At 70.5% G+C, this 20,506-nt stretch carries 13 protein-coding genes and 1 other RNA gene; 9 read left to right on the top strand and 5 right to left on the bottom strand.

What is annotated here, in order from left to right; translation table 11 throughout:
* Positions 1-45: 45 nt before the first annotated feature.
* Entirely contained in the window at positions 46-3,768 is a 3,723-nt protein-coding gene (locus OO69_RS44545; protein WP_033286729.1) for an FHA domain-containing protein, read from the bottom strand.
* 343 nt (positions 3,769-4,111) lie between these two features.
* Here OO69_RS44545 and OO69_RS44540 point away from each other — a divergent pair, with 343 nt between their 5' ends.
* The 4 genes from OO69_RS44540 (at position 4,112) to OO69_RS44525 (ending at position 9,592) form a co-directional block, all read left to right on the top strand.
* Complete coding sequence (locus OO69_RS44540) at positions 4,112-5,806, top strand: serine/threonine-protein kinase (protein WP_033286719.1); 1,695 nt, start codon at positions 4,112-4,114, stop codon at positions 5,804-5,806.
* 178 nt (positions 5,807-5,984) lie between these two features.
* The gene (locus tag OO69_RS44535) at positions 5,985-7,223 is read left to right on the top strand and encodes a serine/threonine-protein kinase (protein ID WP_033286718.1); all 1,239 of its coding nucleotides are present in this window, start codon (positions 5,985-5,987) and stop codon (positions 7,221-7,223) included.
* Between the two features lie 331 nt (positions 7,224-7,554).
* Positions 7,555-8,661, top strand: coding sequence for a peptide chain release factor 2 (gene prfB / locus OO69_RS44530; RefSeq protein ID WP_033286717.1), 1,107 nt, complete (start codon positions 7,555-7,557; stop codon positions 8,659-8,661).
* Between the two features lie 313 nt (positions 8,662-8,974).
* A complete protein-coding gene (locus OO69_RS44525; RefSeq protein ID WP_033286716.1) occupies positions 8,975-9,592 on the top strand; it encodes a hypothetical protein in 618 nt (205 codons plus the stop codon).
* A gap of 115 nt (positions 9,593-9,707) precedes the next feature.
* On the opposite strand, the gene OO69_RS44520 is transcribed toward OO69_RS44525, so the two are convergent.
* Entirely contained in the window at positions 9,708-9,902 is a 195-nt protein-coding gene (locus tag OO69_RS44520) for a hypothetical protein (protein WP_033286715.1), read from the bottom strand.
* Between the two features lie 260 nt (positions 9,903-10,162).
* Here OO69_RS44520 and ftsE point away from each other — a divergent pair, with 260 nt between their 5' ends.
* From ftsE to ssrA, 5 genes are all read left to right on the top strand, one after another.
* Positions 10,163-10,852: a cell division ATP-binding protein FtsE gene (ftsE, locus tag OO69_RS44515; protein WP_033286714.1), complete on the top strand. Its 690-nt coding sequence runs from the start codon at positions 10,163-10,165 to the stop codon at positions 10,850-10,852.
* Positions 10,853-10,907: 55 nt separating this feature from the next.
* A complete protein-coding gene (ftsX, locus tag OO69_RS44510; protein ID WP_033286713.1) occupies positions 10,908-11,825 on the top strand; it encodes a permease-like cell division protein FtsX in 918 nt (305 codons plus the stop codon).
* 67 nt (positions 11,826-11,892) lie between these two features.
* Positions 11,893-13,077 (top strand): S41 family peptidase, encoded by a 1,185-nt coding sequence (locus OO69_RS44505; protein ID WP_199811153.1) that lies wholly within the window; start codon positions 11,893-11,895, stop codon positions 13,075-13,077.
* 82 nt (positions 13,078-13,159) lie between these two features.
* The gene (gene smpB, locus OO69_RS44500; protein WP_033286711.1) at positions 13,160-13,708 is read left to right on the top strand and encodes an SsrA-binding protein SmpB; all 549 of its coding nucleotides are present in this window, start codon (positions 13,160-13,162) and stop codon (positions 13,706-13,708) included.
* A 113-nt stretch (positions 13,709-13,821) separates the two neighbouring features.
* Positions 13,822-14,209, top strand: a transfer-messenger RNA (tmRNA) gene (gene ssrA / locus OO69_RS49850).
* Between the two features lie 69 nt (positions 14,210-14,278).
* Here the strand turns inward: ssrA and OO69_RS44495 are convergent.
* The 3 genes from OO69_RS44495 to yicI are packed head-to-tail and all read right to left on the bottom strand — an operon-like array spanning position 14,279 to position 20,496.
* Positions 14,279-17,188: a glycoside hydrolase family 3 protein gene (locus OO69_RS44495; RefSeq protein WP_033286710.1), complete on the bottom strand. Its 2,910-nt coding sequence runs from the start codon at positions 17,186-17,188 to the stop codon at positions 14,279-14,281.
* Between the two features lie 57 nt (positions 17,189-17,245).
* The gene (locus tag OO69_RS44490; RefSeq protein ID WP_199811152.1) at positions 17,246-18,256 is read right to left on the bottom strand and encodes a LacI family DNA-binding transcriptional regulator; all 1,011 of its coding nucleotides are present in this window, start codon (positions 18,254-18,256) and stop codon (positions 17,246-17,248) included.
* Positions 18,256-20,496 (bottom strand): alpha-xylosidase, encoded by a 2,241-nt coding sequence (gene yicI, locus OO69_RS44485; protein ID WP_033286709.1) that lies wholly within the window; start codon positions 20,494-20,496, stop codon positions 18,256-18,258. The genes OO69_RS44490 and yicI overlap by 1 nt, the downstream gene beginning before the upstream one ends.
* Between the last annotated feature and the right edge of the window lie 10 nt (positions 20,497-20,506).

Below are 20,506 nucleotides of genomic sequence, written 5' to 3'. Positions count from 1 at the left end.
GTGATTGGGTCGTGACGTGGGGTTGTGTGGGCAGCCTGTGAACGATCAGAGGAGCGACGGCACCTCCGCCGCCGACACCGAGCGCGTGGCCCGCTCCAGCGCGCTGGCCAGGAGCGCCAAGTCCGTTGGCCCGTTGCCGAGTTCGCGAACCGGCCGGCGCGCCGGGGGGTCGCCCATGCGCTGCCACTCCAGCGGCACGACCGTGGGCCGGAGCGTCGCCGTCCGCGGGATACGGCCCGTCACGCGCCCACCCTGGAACGCGGTCGCCCGCCCGTCCGCCAGCGTCAACCGGCCACGCCCCGGGGCGGGTTCGTCCGGACCCTGGGTGATCGCGTCAAGAGCGACACGCAGGGTGATGTGCCGGGCGGGCTCGGTCTCGGACGTACGCGCCTCTACGGCGGCCGCCGCCACCAGATGCACCCCGAGCCGCTCGCCCTCGCGGACCACCGCCTCCAGCGCGCGTATCACCGACCCGGCGGCGGGACGCCCGGGGGAGCCGAGCGGGGGTTTCACCAGCGCGTCCAGGTCGTCCACGATCACGACCAGCCGGGGCAACGGCGGTGCCGCCTCGGTCTGTTGACGGGCCGCGGCCGACGGGCGCAGCCGGATCGTCGAACTGGACGGGGACTCCAGATCCCCGGCACCGGACGTACCGCGCTGGGAGATGATCCGCCCCGACACCTCGTGCCGCGAGTGCCACTCGACGAACCCGATCCGGCCCAGCAACTCGGCCCGCCGCTTCAGCTCCGCGCTCAGCGACTGCGCGAACTCCCGCATGCGCACAGGGTCGTTGGCGGTGAGATGGGTGGTGACATGCGGTACGTCCGTGCAGACCCGCAGCCCCTCGCCGTGCCCGCCGCTCGCGCCGACGCTGTCCCGCCCGTCCATCAGCACGACGCCCAGCCGGTCGGGCCGCTCGGCGGCGGCGAGGGACGCGACGACCGCCCGCAGCAATTCCGTACGGCCACTGCCCGGCGGCCCCTCGATCAGCAGATGCGGCCCGTCGGCGGCGAGGTCCACGGTGACCGGCCCGCGCGGCCCGGCCCCGAGCACGGCCCAGGCCCGCCCGCCGACCGCGTCCTTGTCGTCCCCGGCATCCGCCCAGCGCGTCAGCAGGGAGGCCGGGGTGGCCCGGGCCAGCCCCAACTCGTCCAGCAGCCGCGCCGATTGGGGCAACGGCGCCGACACGCGCGCGTGCCGCTCGTTCGCGGGGCCGTCGGCCCTGAGCGGCGCCAGTGCTCGCGCGAAGCGCTCGGCCCAGGCGAGCGAGACGGCGTCCACGGCGGCGATGGTGCCGTTGCCCACGGGGCCGGGACCGGCGGAGTCGGGGTCGAACGGGTTCGGGTCGGCTTGGCCGAGGCCTGTCTGGCTGTGGCGGGCGTGGTCGGGGTCGTTCTGGCCGGGGCGCGATGTTGCTGCACCCGGGCGCGACGGTTCCGTACGGAGAGGTGTCGTCGCTGCGCCGGGTCGGGATGCCTCCGTACCCGGTCGCGTCCCACCCGTACCGCCGGTCCGAGACGCCCCCGTACCGCCGTGCGCGACCCGCAACAGCCGTAGCGCCGTGGCGACATCACCGCTCAGCAGCGCGACCGCCCCGCACTCCCGGAACGTCGGCGCCGCCGCGCAGGCCGCCTCGTAGGTCTCCGTCACGGGGGACACGGGCGAGGCCGCTTCCGTCTCGGCCAGGCAGACGACGTGGATACCGGCCCGGGGCCCGTCGTGGGCCAGCCGCGCCACCGCCTCGCGCACATCGGCGCCACCGGGGTCACCGTCCACCACGAGCACGGTGTACGGCCCCACGAAACCGTCCGCCGAGCCGTCACCGTCGTCGGTGCGGGCCCACGCGGGACGGTGGGCGGCGCCGCGGAGGGAATCGTCGGAGCCGGCGGGCCGGGGCCGGGTGGCGCCGGAGGCCGGGTCGTCGGAGGTGCCGGAGCGGTGGTGGTGGGCGTCGTCGGTGGTGTTGTACGTGGTCGGGGTGGCGGAGGCGCCCGTCGCCCCGCGCGGATGACGATCGTCGGCCGTGTGCCGTGCGGCGGCGGCCCCCAACTGGCCTTCCCCTGAACCGTGTTGTGAGGCGAGCGAACCGTGTGGCGAGGAGAGGCCCGACCGCCCCTCCGCCGAGCCGCGCTGCGCGCCGATGCCCGGAGTGCGACGGCTGGAGGTGCCGGAAGTGACACCCGGTCGCCCCGCGCCCCGCGCATCCATGGCGTGGTCTTCCAGTCGCCGCAGCAGCTCATCAGTCCGGGCGGTCGCCTGTTCCCGGTCGTAGGCGAGCAGCAGTCGGCAGTCCTGGCCGTGTCCCGGGCGCAGGTGCGGCAGCCAGCCGAGCCAGGACCACTCGGCGGTGCGCTCGGCCACCGTACGCGCGCGGTCCGTGCTGATCAGCACGATCTCCAGGGCGTCGGGGGAGTGCAGCGCGGCGAGCTGGGCCACCACCGCGCGGGCCAGCCCCGAGAGCCGCGCGCGCGGACCGGCCAGGCCCAGCGCGCCGACCTCGCGGAGCCCGGAGGTCACCGGCACCGCGGGCAGCAGCGCCGAGCCGTCCGGTGTCGCGCGGTCCGCCGTGCCGAGCCGCACCGTGAGCGCCTCGGGGTGACCGGGGGTGCGCTCCCACAGGCGGGGGCCCGGGCCCAGGGCGGTGAGCAGCAGGGCCGCCGGGTCGGGCCAGGTGTCCGGTTGCTGGAGGACGACGGGCGGGGGCGGCACGCTCTCGTCGGCGACCTCCTCGTCGTAGGACGACTCGGGGCCTTCGGCCGTCGACTCGCCGCGGCCGCCCGTCAGGCGGCGGGCCCACTTGCCGATGCCGCCGCGCCTGCGGACGCCCTGCGGGACGTCGGTGCCCCGGAGCGGGGTGCCCTTGCGTCCGGTGTGGGCGTCGGTGTCGTCGTCCTGCGGGGGGATGCGGGAGGTCGTCGTAGGCGCGGAGAACACGTCCTCGGCGCCCAGGGGCTCGCCGAAGACTCCGAAGTGGCCCGCGTGGGTGTCGCCGCCCTCCTGGGCGACGCGGTGCTCGATGCTCGGGGCACCGCCCTGGCCGGGCACCACGAGGGGTTCGCTGCGCGGGCCGGCCGACGTGCCGGGCGACACGCGCACGTGGCCCTCGCCATCGGGGGCCGTCTCGGCGCGCGCTCCCGGGCCGCCGGACGGGGTCAGCCGCAGGGCCGACTCGCCGATGCGGAGCAGCGCGCCCGGGGCGAAGCGCACCGGGCGGGTGCCCACGCGCGTGCCCGCCAGGGTCGTGCCGTTCGTCGAGCCCAGGTCGGCGACCGAGACACGGCCTCCGGGGTCGACCGTCACCGCGCAGTGCAGCCGGGACACGTCCGGGTCGTCCAGGGGGACGTCGGCGTCGGCGGAGCGGCCGATGTGGATCTGGCCGCCGTGCAGGAGGTGCACCCCGCCCGCGTCCGGGCCCGCGACCACGTGGAGCTGGGTCGGGGCGTCGTCCAGCTCGGGATGGGCCTCGGGCTCGGCGGGGGCGCCCAGGGACAGCACCGCGCCGTCCGTCAGCGGCGGCTCGCCGAGGGTGCAGCGCTGGGTGTCGAGGCGCTCCACGCCCGCGTACAGCACGATCGGGCCGCCGGACTCGCGGCTCCGCTCGGACTGCGACGCGGCCGCGTCGGCGGAGACCGCCGAGGCCAGCGCGGACGCCACCGCGGCCAGGGCCGTGCCGGCGGGCGCGGTGACCAGCACATCGCAACTCGCGGAGCGGCCCCGCGGCTGCGCGGGCGGCCCCAGCGGGTCTACGACGGTCAGCCGGATCTGCATCGCCGTCAGCGGTCCCTTCTGCCCGGGCACGGAATTTCCCCCACCCCGCGCGAGCAATCGGCCAGTACTGCACGCATCCTCGCACCTGCCACTGACAACTCGCCCGGGCCCCGGTGGCAAGTGATCTTGATTGGTCAGCTCTGTCCCCAAAAGTGCCTGACCAGTGCCGCACCGGTGATCGAGTGAGACCGGTCATGTCCGCCTTCGGTGACCATTGGGGCAACCGGGAGACCGGGGAGAGCGTCTTTCCTTCGAACATGTACGGCGATGCTTACGTAGGTAGCCGCAAGAGGGGCGGCACTACAGTGGACCGGAACACAGGCAAGCAGCAGGGAGCGCAGACGTGCGGCCGGTAGGCAGCAAGTACCTCCTGGAGGAGCCACTCGGACGCGGCGCCACGGGCACCGTCTGGCGGGCCCGCCAGCGTGAGACCGCGGGCGCCGAGGCAGCCGTCCAGGGCCAGCCCGGCGAGACCGTCGCGATCAAGGTCCTCAAAGAAGAGCTCGCGAACGATCCCGACATCGTGATGCGGTTCCTGCGCGAGCGGTCGGTGCTGCTGCGCCTGACCCACCCGAACATCGTCAGAGTCCGCGACCTCGTCGTGGAAGGCGATCTCCTGGCGCTCGTCATGGACCTCGTCGAGGGCCCCGACCTGCACCACTACCTCCGGGAGAACGGCCCGTTCAGCCCCGTCGGCGCAGCCCTGCTCACCGCGCAGATCGCCGACGCGCTGGCCGCGAGCCACGCCGACGGTGTCGTCCACCGCGACCTGAAGCCGGCGAACGTCCTGCTCAAGCAGGGCGGCGGCCAGATGTACCCGCTGCTCACCGACTTCGGCATCGCCCGCCTCGCCGACTCCCCGGGCCTGACCCGCACCCAGGAATTCGTCGGCACGCCCGCGTACATCGCGCCGGAGTCCGCCGAGGGCCGCCCGCAGACCTCCGCCGTGGACATCTACGGCGCCGGCATCCTGCTGTACGAGCTGGTCACCGGCCACCCGCCGTTCTCCGGCGGCTCCGCCCTCGAAGTCCTCCACCAGCACCTCAGCGCCGAACCGCGCCGCCCCTCGACGGTCCCCGACCCCCTGTGGACGGTCATCGAGCGCTGCCTGCGCAAGAACCCGGACGAGAGGCCCAGCGCCGAGAACCTCGCCCGCGCCCTGCGCGTCGTAGCCGAGGGCGTCGGCGTGCACGCGAACTCCGCGCAGATCGCCGCCGCCGAGAGCGTCGGCAGGCTGCTGGCCCCCGACCCGGCCCCCGCCGCCGTACCGACCGTGCCCGGCGCCGCCGACCCGACGCAGGTCCTGTCGCACAGTGCGGGCGCCTACGACCCGAACGCGGCGACCAGCGTCCTCCCGCACACCAGCGGCCCGGTGGGCGCCGCGGACCCGACCACGGTGATGCCGAACCGCGGCGCGGCCGACCCGACCACGGTCATGCCGCAGAACCAGGCCGGTCAGTACGGCCAGCAGAACCAGCAGAACCAGTCCGGCGCCGGCCCCGAGCAGCCGCACCCCTGGCAGAACCAGCTGCGCGCCGCCCGCGACCGCAACGAACAGACGCAGTACCAGCCCTACCTCGACCCCGGCGAGGACCCGCTGCGCCGCCGCCCCCAGCGCCAGGTCGCCCACCCGCAGCAGCAGCCCCGCCAGGCCGCCCAGCAGCGCCCGCAGCAGCGGCCCCCGCAGCGCCAGCAACCGCAGCAGCAGGGCGGCGGCTACGGCCATCCCCAGCAGCACCAGCCGCAGCAGTACGCCCCGCCGAGCCGCCAGCAGCCCCAGCGGCCGCCGGAGCCCGCCCGCGAGCCCCGCCAGCCGCGGCAGCGCAGCGCCAACCCGATGAAGATCCCCGGGCTCGGCTGCCTCAAGGGCTGCCTGTTCACGATCGTCCTGCTGTTCGTCGCGGGCTGGCTGGTCTGGGAGCTGACCCCGCTCCAGGACTGGATCGGCACGGGCCGGAGCTACTGGCACGAGATCAGCCACGTCGCCGGACAGGTGAGCGGCTGGGTCAAGGACCTGAGTTCCGCGACCGGCAACTGACTCCCGACTTCTCGACCTCCCGACCTCTCGCCGCGACCGGCGACAGACCCCCGAATCGCCCTTGTCGGACGCTGGGTTGGGGATTTGTCGACACCCAGTGGGTGATTTCCGCCTCCGCGGTGAAGGTTGGCTCATCCGACGCGTAGTTTTAGCGACACACGCGTCGGTAGGAGCAGCCTTGGCACGGAAGATCGGCAGCCGGTACACCGCCAACCAGATCCTGGGGCGGGGCAGTGCCGGCACGGTGTGGCTGGGTGAGGGACCCGAGGGTCCCGTCGCCGTCAAGCTGCTGCGCGAGGACCTCGCGTCCGACCAGGAACTCGTCGGCCGCTTCGTGCAGGAGCGCACGGCCCTGCTCGGCCTGGAGCACCCGAACATCGTGTCCGTACGGGACCTCGTGGTCGACGGCAACGACCTCGCCCTCGTCATGGACCTGGTCCGGGGCACGGATCTGCGCACCCGCCTCGACCGGGAACGCCGGCTCTCCCCGGAGGCCGCGGTCGCGATCGTCGCCGACATCGCGGACGGACTCGCGGCGGCCCACGCGGCCGGCGTCGTCCACCGGGACGTCAAGCCGGAGAACGTCCTCCTCGACATGCAGGGCCCGCTCGGTCCCGGCGGCGCGCACCCCGCGCTGCTGACCGACTTCGGGGTCGCCAAGCTCATCGACTCCCCGCGCCGCACCCGCGCGACGAAGATCATCGGCACGCCCGACTACCTCGCCCCCGAAATCGTCGAGGGCCTGCCCCCGCGCGCGGCCGTCGACATCTACGCCCTGGCGACCGTCCTGTACGAACTCCTCGCCGGATTCACCCCGTTCGGCGGCGGTCACCCCGGCGCGGTCCTGCGACGGCACGTCACCGAGACCGTCGTACCGCTGCCCGGGATCCCCGACGAGCTGTGGCAGCTGATGGTCCAGTGCCTGGCCAAGGCCCCGGCCTCCCGCCTGCGCGCCTCCGAACTCGCCGCGCGCCTCCGCGAACAGCTCCCGCTGCTGGCCGGCATGCCCCCACTGGACGTCGACGAGCCGGACACCGAGGAGGAGGCGGCGGAGCAGGAGGAGACCCCGGCGGCCACGCCGGCGCGCAGCGAGCGGGTCCGCCGGGGCGCGGTCCCGCTGGTCCCGGGCGCCAAGCCCGCCGACTCCAACCGGGACACGCATACGTCGATGCGGGTCCCGGCACCGGACGAGCTGGCGGGCGGGCCCCGGGGGACGGCACGTGCCCCGCGTCCGGCGGGCGCCCCGCGTCCCGGCTCCGCCCGGCACCGGGCGGCGACGCGACGGCGGCGGCTGACGTTGGCGGCGGCGGGGGTGGTGCTGGTGGCTGCGGTCGGGGTCGGTACCTGGGCGGCGACGTCGGGGGACTCCGGTGGGGACTCCCCGGACACCAAGAACTCGGCACCGGCTTCGCCGTAATTTTTCTCGCCCCCGCCGCCCCTACCCGTCCCATCCCTGGGGGCTGCGCCCCCAGACCCCCCTTCGGCCTGAACGGCCTCGTCCTCAAACGCCGGTCGAGCTGGGGGCGGGCCACCTCCGGGGGTTTAGAGGTTGCTCGCCTTCGCCGTCTCAAACGCCGGACGGGCTGGGGTACGTCCGCCTCTTGGCCGACCGAGACGGGTGGTGGGTGGGCATAGGCCTGGGGGTCTGGGGGCGGAGCCCCCAGGGACGTGCACCATCCCCGCCGGGTGACCAGAGCCCCGTTCCAGCCCCGGCACTCCCCGCTTGGCGGAGCCGTTACGCTGGAGGCGTGGCAGTCGTCGATGTATCCGAAGAGCTCAAGTCCCTCTCCTCGACCATGGAGTCGATCGAGGCCGTCCTGGACCTGGACACGCTGAGGGCAGATGTCGTCGTCCTTGAGGAGCAGGCCGCAGCGCCCTCCCTGTGGGACGACCCGGAGGCGGCGCAGAAGGTCACCAGCAAGCTGAGCCACCTCCAGGCCGAGATCCGCAAGACGGAGGCGCTCCGCGGCCGGATCGACGACCTCTCGGTCCTCTTCGAGATGGCCGAGGAGGAGGACGACCCGGACACCCGCGCCGAGGCGGAGAACGAACTGGCCGCCGTCAAGAAGGCGCTGGACGAGATGGAGGTCCGCACCCTCCTCTCCGGCGAGTACGACTCCCGCGAGGCCGTCGTCACCATCCGCGCCGAGGCCGGCGGCGTCGACGCCTCGGACTTCGCGGAGAAGCTCCAGCGCATGTACCTGCGCTGGGCCGAGCGCCACGGCTACAAGACGGAGCTCTACGAGACGTCGTACGCCGAAGAGGCCGGCATCAAGTCGACCACCTTCGCCGTGCACGTGCCCTACGCCTACGGCACGCTCTCCGTGGAGCAGGGCACCCACCGGCTGGTGCGGATCTCGCCGTTCGACAACCAGGGGCGCCGTCAGACCTCCTTCGCCGGTGTCGAGATCCTCCCGGTCGTCGAGCAGACCGACCACATCGAGATCGACGAGTCCGAACTGCGCGTGGACGTGTACCGGTCCTCCGGCCCCGGCGGCCAGGGCGTCAACACCACCGACTCCGCGGTGCGTCTGACCCACCTCCCCACCGGCATCGTCGTCTCCTGCCAGAACGAGCGCTCCCAGATCCAGAACAAGGCCAGCGCGATGAACGTGCTCCAGGCCAAGTTGCTGGAGCGGCGCCGCCAGGAGGAGCAGGCCCGGATGGACGCCCTCAAGGGCGACGGCGGCAACTCCTGGGGCAACCAGATGCGTTCGTACGTCCTGCACCCGTACCAGATGGTCAAGGACCTCCGCACGGAGTACGAGGTCGGCAACCCCGAGGCCGTGTTCAACGGCGAGATCGACGGCTTCCTGGAGGCCGGAATTCGCTGGCGCAAGCAGCAGGAGAAGTAAGTTTGTCGACAAGGCAACTGCCGCCCACCGGGCGGTGGTTGCCTTTTGTTTTCCCGTCAGGGATCCCTGATGTCTGGGTTTTACATCACACTCACAGGTTCCATCCCCCAGCAAAGAACCCGTAGTTGGACATTGCGCTCGCAACGGCCTTGACGTTGCTGTGAAAACTGGGAAGGGTGAAGCGTGGCATGCGTGTCTCCGGGGCGCATGTGAACCGGGGGACTTGAGCTTTCGTCAGCTGCCACCCCCGTCGATCACGGCCCCGGACACCGACGCACCACCCTGACGACGAGCTACTGGGGGTAGCAACCTAATGACCAAGAAGACGCGGATCCGTGTCGCGCGCATAGCGGCCGGCGCGATCATCGCCGCCGGTGCCTCGCTGACCGCCGCGGGTGCCGCTTCGGCGCTCGACCTCGGTGTGACCGTGGACGGGAACGGGGTCAGCGCGGACGTCAACCTCGACGACCCGACCACGCCGAGCACTCCGACCGACGAGCCCACCGTCATCCCGACGGATGAGCCGACCTCGACGCCGCCGACCGACGAGCCGACCTCGACGCCGCCGACGGACGAGCCCACCTCGACGCCTCCCACCGACGAGCCGACCGAGCCCACCGGCAACCCCACCGAGCCGACGGACGAGCCCACCGACAGCCCGTCGGACGGCAGCACCAGCGGCTCCGGCTCCACCGGCGGCAACAACAACGACCCCGACGGCGGCTCCTCCGCCCAGGAGGCTGGCACCTCCGCGCTCACCGACACCGGGTCCGACACGACGGCCCAGGGCAGCGGCGGTGAGCTTGCCGAGACCGGTGCCGGCCAGACCGCGTTCCTGCTGATCGGCGCCGCGACGATGATCGCCGGCGGCATCGCCTTCCGCGTGCTCCCGCGCCTCGCGAGCAGCAATCGCGGCGGCACGGTCGCCTGACGGTAGCCGTCCCCGTACGGACCGTACGCACGTCGTACGACGAAGGGCCCGGAGCGTGTGCTCCGGGCCCTTCTGCGTGTCCTTGTACAGGCCGCCTACGCGGTGATCAGGCCGCTTACGCGGTCTGGTGCGCCACCAGCGCCAGCGCCGCGATCAGTACCGCGAGCAGGGCGATCAACGCCATGGGGTTCAGATTGCCCCACGGGTTGTTCTCCTGCTGCAGCCGCTCGCGGTTCGCGCGGCAGACGGGACAGCGGCCCTCGTTCACGGGCGCCGCGCAGTTCGCGCACACCAACCGGTCGTACGTCATGCGCTCGCCCTCCTTGCACCGGCTATCACAGACACAACGCCACGGGACCCGAGAACGTTCCCGAACGTTCCCCTCCACTGTGCCAGGTTCCGCGGGATTCGGCGCGGCTCGCCTTATCCTGCCCCGACCTTGTGCGTTCCAGCCCTTCAAATCCGCGACAAAACGTGCAAGCCTCGCGCAACCCCGGACGCCGACTGCGCGGGCACACCCGGGTCGCGTATGGTCACGCTCACCTACCCCCGGCTACCCGTGGTGCACCCGTGATCCGATTCGACAATGTCTCCAAGGTCTACCCCAAGCAGACCCGCCCCGCTCTCAGGGACGTCTCCCTGGAAGTGGAGAAGGGCGAGTTCGTGTTCCTCGTCGGGTCCTCCGGCTCCGGAAAGTCCACCTTCCTGAGGCTGGTCCTCCGCGAGGAGCGGTGCAGTCAGGGCCAGGTGCACGTGCTGGGCAAGGACCTCGCCCGCATCTCCAACTGGAAGGTGCCGCAGATGCGCCGCCAGCTGGGGACCGTCTTCCAGGACTTCCGCCTGCTGCCCAACAAGACGGTCGCCGAGAACGTGGCCTTCGCGCAGGAGGTCATCGGCAAGTCCAAGGGCGAGATCCGCAAGTCCGTGCCCCAGGTGCTCGACCTCGTCGGGCTCGGCGGCAAGGAGGACCGGATGCCGGGCGAGCTGTCCGGTGGTGAGCAGCAGCGCGTGGCCATCGCGAGAGCCTTCGTGAACCGCCCCAAGCTCCTCATCGCGGATGAGCCCACCGGCAACCTCGACCCGCAGACCTCCGTCGGCATCATGAAGCTCCTCGACCGGATCAACCGGACGGGCACCACCGTGGTGATGGCGACGCACGACCAGAACATCGTGGACCAGATGCGCAAGCGCGTCATCGAGCTGGAGAAGGGCCGCCTCGTCCGTGACCAGGCACGTGGCGTCTACGGCTACCAGCACTGACCGCCGACCGACCGCCGTCTGATGTCCGTCCACGGAAAGGCCTGAAAAAGCCGCCATGCGCGCCCAGTTCGTACTCTCCGAGATCGGTGTCGGTCTCCGCCGCAACCTGACGATGACCTTCGCGGTCGTCGTCTCCGTAGCCCTCTCCCTGGCCCTCTTCGGAGGCTCGCTCCTGATGAGCGACCAGGTGACCACGATGAAGGGCTACTGGTACGACAAGGTCAACGTCTCGATCTTCCTCTGCAACAAGAGCGACGCCGAGTCCGACCCCAACTGCGCCAAGGGCGCGGTGACCGACGACCAGAAGAAGTCGATCGTCTCCGACCTCGACAAGATGTCGGTCGTCCAGAAGGTCGTCTTCGAGTCCCAGGACGAGGCGTACAAGCACTACAAGGAGCAGTTCGGCGACTCCCCGCTGGCCAGTTCGCTGACGCCGGACCAGATGCAGGAGTCGTACCGCATCAAGCTCAAGGACCCGGAGAAGTACCAGGTCATCGCGACCGCCTTCGACGGCCGTGACGGCGTCCAGTCGGTGCAGGACCAGAAGGGCATCCTGGACAACCTCTTCGGCCTCCTGAACGGCATGAACTGGGCCGCCCGCGCGGTCATGGCCCTCATGCTGGTCGTCGCCCTGATGCTGATCGTCAACACGGTGCGCGTCTCGGCGTTCAGCCGCCGCCGCGAGACCGGCATCATGCGCCTGGTCGGCGCCTCCGGCTTCTACATCCAGGCGCCGTTCATCATGGAGGCCGCGGTCGCCGGCCTGATCGGCGGCACGGTCGCCTGCGGATTCCTGGTCGTCGCCCGGTACTTCATCATCGACCACGGCCTGGACCTGTCCCACAAGCTGAATCTGATCAACTTCATCGGCTGGGACGCCGTGTTGACGAAGCTCCCGCTGATCCTCGCGACGAGCCTCCTGATGCCCGCGCTTGCGGCGTTCTTCGCGCTGCGCAAGTACCTGAAGGTGTGACACATGCCAAGAGGGCCGTACGGGCAACCGCCCGTGCGGCCCTTCCCGTTGTCCTAGACTCACCGCCATGTCAGGTCGTGACCTGTTCTGTCAGCCCCGCCGCATCCGCCGCGGGGCCGCCCTGACATTGGTGTTCGCGAGTGTGCTGGTCGCCGGTGCGGCGGCCGGGTCGTTCGACGAACCCGGCCGGGCCGACCGGAAATCGGCGTCCGGTACGGCGCGTTCGGCGCCGCTCGCCCGTACCGAAGAGGTCGCGAAGGCCGCCGCCGAGGCCAAGGCCGACGGCAAGTCGCCCATGGAGGCCGCCGAGCGCGCCGTGAGCCGCAGCGGGGACCGGTGGGGTGCCGTGTACTCCCAGGGGGAGTACGAGGAGTTCGAGGAGGCCCTCGACGGCCAGTACACCGGCGTCGGCCTCTGGGCCCGCCGGGAGCGCGACGGCCGCATCGAGGTGACCCGGGTGCAGTCCGGGTCGCCGGCCGCCACCGCGGGCGTACGCAAGGGCGACCGGCTCCGCAGCGTCGACGGCGAGAACGTCGACGGGCAGCCCGTCACCGAGGTCGTGTCCTTACTACGGGGCGACGCCCAGGACGCCGCCGCCGGTACCGCCGTCACCCTCGGCCTGGAGCGCGGCACGCACGCGTGGAGCGAGACCGTACGGCGCGCCCGCCTCTCCACCGACTCCGTGACCGTCCGCAGGCTCGCCGGTGAGGTCACCGTCATCAAGATCGCTGCGTTCACCAAGGGCGTCGGCGACCTCGTCCGCACCGCCGTACGGCAGGCCCCGGCCGACTCCGCGTTCATCCTCGACCTGCGCGGCAACTCCGGCGGCCTGGTCACCGAGGCCGTCACCACCGCCTCCGCCTTCCTCGACGGCGGCCTCGTCGCCACGTACGACGTCGACGGCCGGCAGCGCGCCCTGCACGCGGACACCGGCGGTGACACCACCAGACCCCTGGTCGCGCTGGTCGACGGCGGCACGATGAGCGCGGCCGAGATGCTCACCGGCGCCCTCCAGGACCGCGGCCGCGCGGTCGTCGTGGGCTCCAGGACCTTCGGCAAGGGCTCGGTCCAGATGCCGAGCAAACTCCCCGACGGCGTCGTCGCCGAACTGACCGTCGGCCACTACCGCACCCCCTCCGGCCACACCGTCGACGGCCGGGGCATCACCCCCGACCTCGACGTCACCGCGCAGGGACAGGCCGCCGTGGAGCGCGCCGAGACGGTGTTGAGCGGGCTCGGGGACGCGTCATAGGCGGCTCCTGACGGCCGTTTGTAATCGCCTTTCCCTCGGACCCCCCTGTAGTGCGAAAATGGGCAGCACTATGAGCAAGGGAATGTACGTACCCAAGGAGTCCCAGCCCAAGCAGGGCGGTGGCGCCGCCGGCGGCAAGGCCAGGGACGGCGAGAAGGGCGGCAAGCGCAAGATCGTCGCCCAGAACAAGAAGGCCCGGCACGACTACGCGATCATCGACACCTACGAGGCCGGGCTCGTCCTCTCCGGCACCGAGGTCAAGTCGCTGCGCGAGGGCCGCACCTCGCTGACCGACGGCTTCGTCCAGATCGACGGGGGCGAGGCGTGGCTGCACAACGCCCACATCCCCGAGTACCACCAGGGCACGTGGACCAACCACTCGGTGCGCCGCAAGCGCAAGCTGCTGCTGCACCGCGAGGAGATCGACAAGCTGGAGGCCAAGACCCAGGAGACGGGTCACACGATCGTGCCCCTGGCCCTGTACTTCAGCAACGGCCGGGCAAAGGCGGAGATCGCCCTCGCCCGAGGCAAGAAGGAGTACGACAAGCGGCAGACCCTGCGCGAGAAGCAGGACCGCCGGGAGTCGGACCGCGCGATCGCGGCGGCGAAGCGGAAGCAGCGCGGCGAGTAGCCGGTCCTTCTCGCGGGCGGCCGCCGGGAATACGGTGGCCTCGGCGCGCGTTGGTCGCGTACGATGGCTACTGCACCCCACAGCGGGTGTGTAGCGGTTTGAAAAAACAACATGGGGATGATCGGTTTCGACAGCGGCTGTCGAAGCAGGTGAAGCGTGTCGAGGAAGCGGCAATGATCTCGTTAACCATATGTCGCAACCAATAATCGCCAATTCCAAGAGCGATTCCCAGTCCTTCGCCCTCGCTGCCTAATAACAGCGACTGAAGGACCCTAAAAGGGTGTCAGCCCGGGGGTGTTCCCGACCCGGACCCTGGCATAATCTAGGGAACTAAACCATCGAGCCCGGTCACGGGGTTCGATGGGAAATCAAACAGTGACTGGGCCCGTCGGCGACTTGTTCGCGTGATCACCGGGGCCGAGAAAATCACAGCGAACTGCACACGGAGAAGCCCTGATTCTGCACCGGTGGACGCGGGTTCGATTCCCGCCATCTCCACTCATCCCATGTTTCTAATTGAACACAGTGGTAAGGCCCCCTGCTGCTTCGGCGGCAGGGGGCCTTTTCCTGTCACTGAATGGTGAAAGTCGCCATTCGCAACCCGTTGCTCAAGACCAGATACACGTCCGTACGGCCCTTCGCCGCACCCGACAGGTCGGCGGTCACCGACTCATAGTCGTACGACGATGCCGTCCCGCCTGCGTGTGCCGTACCGATGAGCCTGCCGGCCGGAGAGCCCAGCCGGACCTCGACCGTGCCGGCGCCCGTACTCGCCACCCGGGCCGCGAACTTCGTTGCCCTTGTGCCCAGTTGCGTATCCGCGAACTTCAGCCACGCCTCGTTCTCCGCAGCCCCCACAGCTGTACCGCTCGCTTTGGATTCGTCGACGAGGTGAATGCCGGAATAGTCGTCGAAGTTCTCGGCGCGGGTGGTCTTCGACAGGTTCCGGGGCGGGATGGTCTCCCCGTGGACCTGCCAGGTCGTGCGGGCGCGGATATCCGCCGACGACGCTCCGGCCATGACGTCGTACGTGCCGCTTTCCACCGTCCATTTCGAGCGGGTGACATCCCAGTGGGCGAGGTCTTTCTGCTGGATTTTCAGGCGGACTGTTTTTGTCTCGCCGGGTTTCAGGGAGACCCGCTGGAATGCCTTCAATTGCTTGAGGGGTTCTTTGTCGCGGGATGTCCGCTGGTGTGTGTAGAGCTGTACGACCTCGTCACCGGCCCGGGTGCCCGTGTTCGTCACCGGGATCTCGTAGCCGCCGGGGACGGGTTCCAGGGTGCCGTAGCGGAAGGTCGTGTACGAGAGGCCGTAGCCGAAGGGGTAGAGGGGGGTGCCCTGGAAGTACTCGTAGGTGCGGTCGGACTTGATGATGTCGTAGTCGAGGATCGACGGGAGGTCCGACTCCGACTGGTACCAGGTCTGGGTGAGGCGGCCGGACGGGTTGACGTCGCCGTAGAGGACGTCGGCGAGGGCGTTGCCTGTTTCCTGGCCCGCGTGGGAGGTCCAGAGGAGGGCCGGGACCTCTTTCTGCAGTGCTCCGAGTGTGGTCGGGTAGCTGTTCTCGACCACGACCACCGTCTTGGGGTTGGCCTGGTGGACCGCCTTGACCAGGGCCTCCTGGGAGGGGGCCAGGGACATGTCCGTGCGGTCGTGGGCCTCGCGGCCGTTGATCGACGGCATGGAGCCTACGACTACGACTGCTGTGTCCTTGCCCCTCACCGCTGCCACCGCGTCGGCGACTCCGCTGCGGACGACGTCCTTCGCGTAGTGGGCGGCCTGATCCTTGGGGACCAGGCCCAGGGTGCCGTTCGCGTCGGTCGGGCCGAGGTAGAGGGGGTTCGACCACCAGGACTCCGACGTCTCGTAGCCCGCGTACTTCAGCAAGTACGTTCCGTCGTCCTGCTGTTCCAGCTTGAACTGCTGCTGGACGTACCAACCATTGGGCTGGGTCTGGTCGTTGACGAAGTTCGACCAGTTGTAGCCGACGTATTTGCCGTTGGCGGCCGAGCGCAGGGTGACGATGCCCGAGCCCCAGTCGAAGGCGTCGAACTGGGCCGCTGTCGTGGGGGTGTTGGTGGACTCCTGCAAGGGGGCGCCGGTGTCGCCGGTGCCTGCCGTGACGTACTTGCCGGTCGCCGTGTCGCGCAGGGCGATGCGGTCGACTCCCTCGCTGGTGGTCACTCCGGTGCCGAGTTTCGAGGCGATGCCCTGCGCGGGGGTGACGGCGTAGGGGAGGGTGCCCGAGTACCAGTCCGTGTAGAGCGTGTCGGCGAGGGGGCCGACCACTGCCACGTCTTTCTGTGACGCTTTCAGTGGAAGTGTCACACTTTTCTTGAGTAGTACCGTCCCCTCGGCCGCCGCCTTGCGCGCCAACTGCTGGTGCGCCGGGCTGTTGATGACGGACGCGTCGATCGAGCCGTACTTGCCGCCGCCCGGGTCGAACTCACCGAGGCGGACACGGACGGAGAGGATGTCCGACACCGCCTTGTCTATGTCCGAGACCTTCAACAGGCCTTGCTGGACGGCCGAGTTGATGGCTGTCGTCGTCGGGCCGGAATCGGCGCTGTTGTCCGTGAAGCTGTCGACGCCGGCCTTCAGCGCGGCCGCGTCGCCCTCCGTGATGCTGGGGTAGTACTGCTGCGGGGTGACGAGGTTGCCGGGGGCGAAGGCGTCGGTGACGTTCAGCAGGGACTGGTCGGTCCACTTGCGTACGACGTCGTTCAGGTCCGGATTCACCGTGCTGGGGCGGCCGTTGACCAGGTTGTAAGAGGTCATCACGCCTGTCGCCGCGTCGGCCTCGATCGCCGGTTTGAACGCGGCCTCGTCGTACTCCTTCTCCACCCGGGGGCGGAGATCCGAGGACGTGGTGGCGCGGTCGACCTCGTTGTTGTAGCCGAGGTAGTGCTTGAGGGTGGGGGCCGTCTTGAGGTGGTTCGGGTCGCCGCCGGTGAGGCCCTCGCCGTAGGCCGTCGAGAGGGTGCCGGTGAGCTCCGGGTCTTCGCTGTAGCCCTCCTCGTTGCGGCCCCAGCGCGGGTCGCGGAGGAGGTTGACCACCGGGGCCCAGAGGTTCAACCCCCAGCCGTCCGGGCGCTGTTGCTGGAAGCCGCGGGCCTCGTCGCCGACCGCCGAACCGACCTCCTCCATCAGCGCCGGGTCCCAGGTCGAGGCGAGTCCGATGGCCTGCGGGAAGACGGTGGCCTTGCCGAGCCAGGCGACGCCGTGCAGGGCCTCGGTGCCGGTGCGGAAGGACTGGATGCCGAGACGCGGGATCGCGGGCTCGTACTGGTGGAGGAGGGAGATCTTCTCGTCGAGGGTCAGGCGGGCCAGGAGGTCGTCAACACGCTTGCTCACCGGAAGGGTTGGGTCGCGGAAGGGGTACGGGGTGTCGGCCGTCGCCGGGACCGTCGCTCCCAGACCGGCGATCAGGGCGAAGGCGACGACGAGCGTGGTTCTGTGTCTTCTTCTCTTGCCTTTCATGTCGCGGCTCCTTCAAGTAGGGCCTTGCATGCGGGCGTTGGGGATCTCGGAGGTGTCTCAGGGCGCGTTGCGCGGTGCCGTGCTCGCGCGTTCCGTCAGCCGGGGGGACAGGAGGGTCGCGTCGGGCACGGTCTTGCCGTCCAGCTTCTTCATCAGCAACTCGACGGCCCCGGAACCGAGTTCGGCGGTCGGCAGCGCGACCGACGTGACCGGGACCCGTACGGACTCGGCGAGTTCGTCGGGGCAGATCGCGGTGATCGACAGGTCGCCGGGGACGCGCAGCCCGAGCTGCTCGAACGCGTCGATGAGGGGTTCCAGGAGGGGTTCGTTGTGAACGACGACTCCGGTCAACGCGGGCTGTTCGCGCAGCAGTTGCTCCGCCACGGCGGCTGCGGCGGCCGGTGCCGCCTCGCAGGGGTGGACGGAGGAGGCGAGCCGGTTGCGGTCGGCGGCGGCCGTGAAGCCCTGAACCACCCGCTGGGCGAAGGCGGTTCCGCGGACGTACACCTCCGGCGGTGAGCCGACGAGGGCGACGACTCGGTGCCCGAGCCCCGCGAGCCGTTCCACGCACAGCTCGCCGGCCGCCTTGAAGTCGAGGTCGATGCAGGTCAGCCCGTCCGCCTCGGCGGGGAAGCCGATCATCACGGACGGCCGGTCCAGGGAACGGAGCAACGGCAGCCGGGGGTCGTCGAGTTGGACGTCCATCACGATCATCGCGTCGACGAGTGCCGTGTCCGCGACCCGCCGCAGCCCCTCCTCGCCCTCCTCCTGGGTGAGCAGGAGGACGTCGTGGTCGTGGCGGCGGGCGGTGGTCACCACGGAGACCGCGAACTGCATGACGACCGGGACGTGGATGCCGGTCCGTAAGGGGATCACCAGGGCCAGCACGTTGGACCGGCTGCTGGCCAGGGCGCGGGCACCGGCGTGCGGCCGGTAGCCCAGCTCGCGGATCGACGCCTCGACGCGCAGCCGGGTCTCCTCGGAGATCGGGCGCTTGCCGCTCAGGGCGTACGACACGGTGCTGGGGGAGACGCCCGCGTGCCGGGCCACATCCGTGATCTTCACCATCAGCCCAGCTCCAGGGTCAGGAACCCGCTGCCCGACTTCGACCGCGAACCGGCCGCCAGCGCCCAGGAGACGGACGGATCCGTGCAGGACGCCCGGAGCGTGTCCCCTTCCCGTACGACGGTGAAGGCCACCTCTCCGACCCGCACTGTCACCTGCGCGCCCCGCTCCAGGGCGTACGCCCGCAGAGTTACGCCGTCGGCGTGGTCGTAGTCCGGCCGGTCGGCCACCGCGCCGACCGGGACCACCGCGCCGGGCCGGACGAGGAGCGGCACGCTGTCGAAGCCGTGTTTCTCGCGCACCCAGCGCGGTCCGGTGACCGTGCGGCCGGTGAGGTAGTGGGTCCAGGTGCCCTCGGGGACGTAGTACGAGACGTCCCCGTCGTCGCTGAACACCGGCGCGACCAGGAGGTCCGGGCCGAGCATGTACTGCCGTTCCAGGTGCGCGCACCCGGGGTCGTCCGGGAACTCCAGCACCATCGCGCGCATCATCGGCACGCCCTCGGCGGAGGCGGTGCGCGCGGTCTCGTAGAGGTACGGCATGAGGCTGAGCTTCAGGCGGGTGAACTGCCGTAGTACGTCCACGGATTCCTCGTCGAAGAGCCACGGGACGCGGTACGACGAGCTGCCGTGCAGGCGGCTGTGGGAGGACAACAGGCCGAAGGCCAGCCAGCGTTTGAAGAGGGCGGGGGTCGGGGTGCCCTCGAAGCCGCCGATGTCATGGCTCCAGTAGCCGAAGCCGGAGAGGCCGAGCGAGAGCCCGCCGCGCAGGGACTCGGCCATCGACTCGTACGTCGCCTCGCAGTCGCCGCCCCAGTGAACCGGGTACTTCTGGCTGCCGGTTGTGGCCGAGCGGGCGAAGACGACCGCCTCGCCCTCGCCGCGGTGTTTGCGCAGGACGTCGAAGACGGTGCGGTTGTAGAGGTAGGTGTAGTAGTTGTGCATCCGCTCGGGGTCCGCGCCGTCCGCGTAGGCGACATCGACGGGGACGCGCTCGCCGAAGTCGGTCTTGAAGCAGTCGACGCCCTGTGCGAGCAACGCCTCCAGCTTTCCGGCGTACCAGTCGCGGGCGGCCGGGCTGGTGAAGTCGACCAGGGCCATGCCGGGTTGCCACAGGTCCCACTGCCAGACGCTGCCATCGGGGCGGCGGAGCAGGTGCCCAAGTGCCTTGCCCTCGGCGAAGAGTGGGGAGCGCTGGGCGATGTACGGGTTGATCCAGACGCTGATGTGGAGGCCACGTTCCTTCAGCCTGGCGAGCATGCCCTCCGGGTCGGCGAAGACCCTCGGGTCCCACTGGAAGTCGCACCAGTTGAACTCGCGCATCCAGAAACAGTCGAAGTGGAAGACGGAGAGCGGGAGTTCACGCTCCCGCATGCCCTCGATGAACGACGTCACCGTCTCCTCGTCGTACGACGTGGTGAACGACGTCGACAGCCACAGCCCGAACGACCAGGCGGGCGGGAGCGCCGGGCGGCCGGTGAGGGCGGAGTACTTGCGGAGGATGTCCTTGGGGGTCGGGCCGTAGATGACGTAGTACGTCAACTGCTGGCTCTCCACGCTGAACTGGACCCGGGAGACCGCCTCCGAGCCGACCTCGAAGGAGACCTTGCCGGGGTGGTCGACGAAGACGCCGTAGCCCGCGTCGGTGAGGTAGAAGGGGATGTTCTTGTAGGCCTGTTCGGTGGCGGTGCCGCCGTCGGCGTTCCACATGTCGACGACCTGGCCGTTCTTGACGAGCGGGCCGAAGCGTTCGCCAAGTCCGTAGACGGATGTGCCCACTTGGAGCCCGAGCTGCTCGCGGAGGTAGTGGGCGCCGGTCGCGTCGCGCATGATGCCCATGCCCTTGGGGCCGCTGCTGGTGAGGGTGCGGCCGTGGGCGAGGAAGTCGACGTGCCAGGGGCCGGTGCGGGCCACCTTGACCGAGAGCGCGCCGGAGGTGAGGGTCGCATGCTCGTCGTCGTAGGAGGTGTGGACCGCGAACTCCTCCTTCTGGACGTCGAATTGGGGGCCGCGCGGCTGTTCGCCCTCGAAGTGGGTGAAGGTGACGCCGATGATGTCGGGCAGCGGGGCGTGGGCGCTGATCGTCACGACCGGTCCCTTCAGCAGGTCGCCGCGGTGGCGGATCGGCATGGTCGGCGCGTGGATCTCCAGCGCCCCGTCCGGTGCGCTGACATCGAGGACCTCGACCGGGTGGGCGGCGGTGACGCCCTCGCGCAGCAGCCAGTAGCCGTCGGTGAACTTCATGTGGGGGGTC

Origin of the sequence: Streptomyces sp. NRRL F-525 (assembly GCF_000716605.1) — a bacterium.
Classification (GTDB): Bacteria; Actinomycetota; Actinomycetes; order Streptomycetales; family Streptomycetaceae; genus Streptomyces.
Note: the sequence above shows the minus strand (reverse complement) of the source record. Positions and strands in the feature narration are given on the sequence as shown.